Genomic DNA, 3,808 nt, shown 5'->3' with positions numbered 1-3,808 from the left:
TCTCCTTTACATTCCCGAGACTAATATCAAACACCAATCTCAGCAAAGCTGATAAAAATATGATTTTTAAACAGAAAATTTACATCTGAAATAACCAATCTGTACTGAATCCCATCAAACTCGTACAATCAACAAACACCCCTAAACAATATAAAGCATTACCAAAACGCTCCAATAAAGATAATAAAACGTCATTTTAAACATTGATTCACATCTTTATCTTGTTTTTCACACGATGCATAGCGTAACCTTCGCCACGAAAAATGGACCCATTGATGGGATAAGTACGATTATATGGAGGTCGTGATGCACTCACCTGCTTCACAACAAGAACTACAGCAACCTAAAAAAACGTTATTTACACGTTTTCTCGACACCGTTGAGTGGCTTGGCAACCTGCTACCACACCCAATCACCCTTTTTGCCCTATTCTGCCTGGCAATTTTAATCGCTTCCGGTGTGGCCGGCTTCTTTGAAGTGGCTGTCGCCGATCCACGTCCAGAAGGTGCAGCAGGTCGATCTGCCGATGGCATGATCCACGTTGTCAGCTTACTCAATGAAGAAGGGCTGCAAAAAATTGTGGCCAACCTGGTCAAGAACTTCACCGGTTTTGCTCCGCTGGGTACCGTACTGGTGGCTATGCTAGGTGTTGCTATTGCTGAGCATTCAGGTTTGCTCTCGTCAGCTATGCGTGGCTTGGTGATGGGCGCTTCTCGCCGCATGGTAACGCTTGTTGTCGTATTTGCCGGTATTGTATCAAATACGGCTTCAGAGCTAGGTTACGTAGTACTGGTACCGCTGGCAGCTATGCTGTTCCACTCACTAGGCCGACACCCATTGGCCGGGCTGGCAGCCGCTTTTGCCGGTGTATCCGGTGGCTATAGTGCCAACCTACTGCTAGGCACTGTCGATCCTTTGCTATCGGGCATTACAGAAACCGCGGCTCAGATGATCGATCCGGCCTATAGCGTTGGCCCTGAAGTAAACTGGTACTTCATGTTCGCCTCAACGTTCGCTATCACCATCATGGGTGCCTTCGTTACTGAAAAGATCGTCGAACCTAAACTAGGTAAATACAACTCGGAAGAGGCTAGCGAAGATCTTGGCAAAGACAAGATGGGCAAGCTGACCTCCCTTGAAAAGAAAGGATTAAAGGCTGCTGGGCTTGCCGCTCTGGGCGTTGCGATCTTGCTAGCACTAACCATCGTGCCAGAGAATGGTATCCTCCGTCATCCGGAAACCGGCTTGGTCGCTGGCTCGCCATTCCTTAAGGGAATTGTCGCCTTTATCTTCGTTTTCTTTGCCATCCCGGGCTTTGTCTATGGCAAGGTTGTTGGCAGCATGAAGAATGACCGTGATGTTATTGATGCCATGGCAAAGTCGATGTCCTCGATGGGCATGTACATTGTACTGGTTTTCTTCGCAGCGCAATTTGTCGCTTTCTTCAAGTGGACCAACTTTGGTCAGGTCTTTGCCGTTGCTGGTGCTGACTTCCTGCAATCAATTGGCCTGACCGGCCCTATGCTATTCTTTGCCTTTATCCTGATGTGTGGGTTCATCAACCTGATGATCGGCTCAGCATCAGCTCAGTGGGCAGTGACCGCTCCAATCTTCGTTCCTATGCTGATGCTGGTTGGCTACGCGCCAGAAACGATTCAGGCCGCTTACCGAATCGGTGATTCAGTCACCAACATTATCACTCCAATGATGAGCTACTTCGGTATGATTCTGGCGGTAGCAACCCGTTACCAAAAGAACCTTGGTCTGGGTACACTGATTTCGACCATGCTGCCATACTCGATTATCTTTATTTTCGGCTGGAGCATCATGTTCTATGTATGGGTCTTTGTTCTTGGGATCCCGGTAGGTCCAGGTGCCGCTACCTATTACAACATCGGAGGCTAACTTAGCCCCAATCCAAAAGCAGGGATCACTAACCAAATACCAGTCGGTTTACACATATATGATCGATGGAACGATCCTCTGAGAAAGTCAAAAATCCGAGTGTTGTCAAAACACTCGGATTTTTTATATTAATAAAGCATGTCCATCATCAAGTCATCGTTTATCAACCAAAGGAATCACCTCTAGTTAATGATCGTTTTGACTCAATTAAATTTGATTATCTTTTAATGCTTGAGCAAACGCTTCAAGCCCCATTTCAGGTTCTCCTAGTTCTTTCCACGTTTTTTCTGCTATAGGTTCTTCTTTTAACTGCTCTACAAATGTCATCATATGCTCCATGAACGCTTCTTCTTCTGACGGCATTCCCATTTCTTTTAATGCAGCAAGAGGGAAGCTTTCAATAGTTACCTCAGGATCATAAACTTTGACAAATCGCTTTGCAGCCTCTGGAAAAGGCATTCCCTCTTTACCCTGAACGGCAAAAGATTGAGAATAAGCGTTCGGATTTCCAATCGCATTATAGATATTTTTAGCCAGAATTGATGTGTTGGTGAAATACAAGGGGTGTTTTAAATCACCAATAATGGCAAACAACTTATCTTGAATATACAGAGGAAATGAATCGACAAAAAATGAACAAAACAAAAATGTATAAGGAATTCCTGAATCTTTGATATATTTCATTCCCTGATCACGAATCAGGCTTGTTTTAAGTTGCACTCCCTCTACAGCAAAATCCTTACGTAATGATTCAATACCCCCAATCTGCATAATTTGTTTCACCCCGTTAAATTGGGCAGCATCGACGATATTTTTTACACCTTCTCGCTCAGGATAGAAGGGAAGCTCAGGATTTAAAGAGGTAGTATTCAGATGAATATAAATATTTTCGGTTCCTTGAAAAGCCTCTTTCAAACTATGAACATCTTCGACATTTCCATAAACAATGTCCACATTTTCTGGAAGAAGCTCTCTTGCCTTGTCAAGATTACGTACAACCGCTTTGACCTGTACCCCATTTTCCAATAAACGGTGAATAACGGGAACAGCTAACCTTCCAGTTGCCCCAACGATAGTGAGGGTTTTGTTAGTGATGCTCATCTTTTATCTCCTTTGTACCATAAGACAATTCAACATAAATTGCTTTGCATTGAATTGCGTTAACCATAAAAGAGCAGCTAAAAAGATGCGTTTCCATTCTTGCTATTTCATAGAGGAGCCAAAGGAATACAGATTTCCATCTCCCAGGATTCATTCAAATTTTCAGTGCTATACTTGTGAAAAACTTCATATCCAGGCGAGCCTGATGGTAAGTACCCACTATAAGGAAGCCAGTTGGTAACCAAATCATCCCAGGGTTGCTCTAAGTCACCATCAAGGACTTCACACCGATAAACAGCGCAGTCTCCTCCGGGGATGAGTTGAATGTTAAGCACATCAGGAATCTGATTATCTGATTGGATTATCACGCCAATATCGTAGCGACATTTCTCATGAGGGGTAATATCAGGGTTGTCCCAAACAATGCCAGTAATTGAAGAAAATTCAATGTTATGCTCTGTCAATATCTCTATCAACTTCTGTATCGCCCTTTGCGTTGCTACCGTTTCGTAAGCACCTATAAAACGAAGGTAGGCAAATCGAAACGAAGGCCGAGACTGAATAGTCACACTCATTGATTGGCACTTTTCTTTATCTGGAGAAATCAGGCTTGGTTTAGACTGACAAGTAACTTTCTCTTTTATTAGTTCAAGAGAGTCTTGTTTCCTGCTACCTTGGCGAAAGCAAGTAGGTGATAGACCAAAATACCGGCTAAATTGTTTCGCAAAATTTTGCGAGCTAGAGAAGCCACATTCAAAAGCAATGTCAGTAATACTTTTCTCAGGGTTAAAGTAGAAGATCG

General features: G+C 43.5%; 3 protein-coding genes. 1 reads left to right on the top strand and 2 read right to left on the bottom strand.

The annotated features are described in order from the left end of the window. The first annotated feature begins 306 nt into the window (after positions 1-306). Positions 307-1,905 (top strand): AbgT family transporter, encoded by a 1,599-nt coding sequence (locus tag MHN01_RS19630; RefSeq protein WP_239412899.1) that lies wholly within the window; start codon positions 307-309, stop codon positions 1,903-1,905. A 207-nt stretch (positions 1,906-2,112) separates the two neighbouring features. On the opposite strand, the gene MHN01_RS19625 is transcribed toward MHN01_RS19630, so the two are convergent. Continuing rightward, entirely contained in the window at positions 2,113-3,006 is an 894-nt protein-coding gene (locus MHN01_RS19625; protein ID WP_239412898.1) for an SDR family oxidoreductase, read from the bottom strand. A 107-nt stretch (positions 3,007-3,113) separates the two neighbouring features. Then, a partial coding sequence (locus MHN01_RS19620) for a GyrI-like domain-containing protein (RefSeq protein WP_239412897.1) occupies positions 3,114-3,808 on the bottom strand: 695 nt, incomplete at its 5' end.

Source organism: Photobacterium sp. OFAV2-7, assembly GCF_022347985.1.
Taxonomy (GTDB): domain Bacteria; phylum Pseudomonadota; class Gammaproteobacteria; order Enterobacterales; family Vibrionaceae; genus Photobacterium.
Note: the sequence above shows the minus strand (reverse complement) of the source record. Positions and strands in the feature narration are given on the sequence as shown.